Source organism: Brevundimonas sp., from assembly GCF_013823285.1.
GTDB lineage: Bacteria > Pseudomonadota > Alphaproteobacteria > Caulobacterales > Caulobacteraceae > Brevundimonas.
On record NZ_PNLV01000196.1, the window covers coordinates 1 to 782 of the forward strand.

Consider the following 782-nt stretch of genomic DNA (forward strand, 5'->3'; position numbering starts at 1 on the left):
CGCGGACTATGACGCGCTCAAGGTCCGCAACGCCGCCATCGAGGCGCGTTTCCCCCATCTGGTCAGTCCTGATTCGCCGTCCCTGCGCGTGGGCGCCGCAGCCTCGACCCAGTTCGCGCCGGTGCGCCACGGCGTCCCCATGCTGTCCCTGGACAACGCCTTCGACGAGGGCGAGGTGCGCGACTTCGCCGCCCGCGTGGCGCGGTTCCTGAAACTGCCCGGCGACGAGGTCGTGGCCTTCACAGCCGAGCCCAAGATCGACGGTCTCTCGGCCAGCCTGCTCTATGTGGACGGCGAGCTGATCACCGGCGCGACACGCGGCGACGGCCGAACCGGCGAGGACGTGACCGCCAATCTGCGCACCATCGCCGAGATTCCGCACCGCCTGTCCGGCGCCGGCTGGCCCGACCGCATCGAGATTCGTGGCGAGGTCTATGCGCCGACCGAGGCCTTCGACGCCTTCAACGCCGCCGCCGAGGCCGACGGCAAGCGCACCTACGCCAACCCGCGCAATTTCGCCGCCGGCTCGCTGCGCCAGAAGGACCCGGCCATCACGGCCCAGCGGCCCCTGCACTTCTTCGCTTACGCCTGGGGCGAGTTCTCCGCCGACTTCGCCGACACCCAGTGGGACGCCCTGCAAAAGCTCAAGGCCTGGGGCTTCCGCGTCAACGACCGTTCGACGCGCGTCGAGGGCGCCGAGGCGCTGATGGCGTTGTATCGGGGGCTGGAGACCGACCGCGCCACGCTGGGCTATGACATCGACGGCGTGGTCTACAAGGTCA

General features: G+C 69.8%; 1 pseudogene. It reads left to right on the forward strand.

The features are described 5' to 3' along the window. Positions 1-782, forward strand: a pseudogene (locus tag C0461_RS14340) (NAD-dependent DNA ligase LigA); the annotation flags it as partial.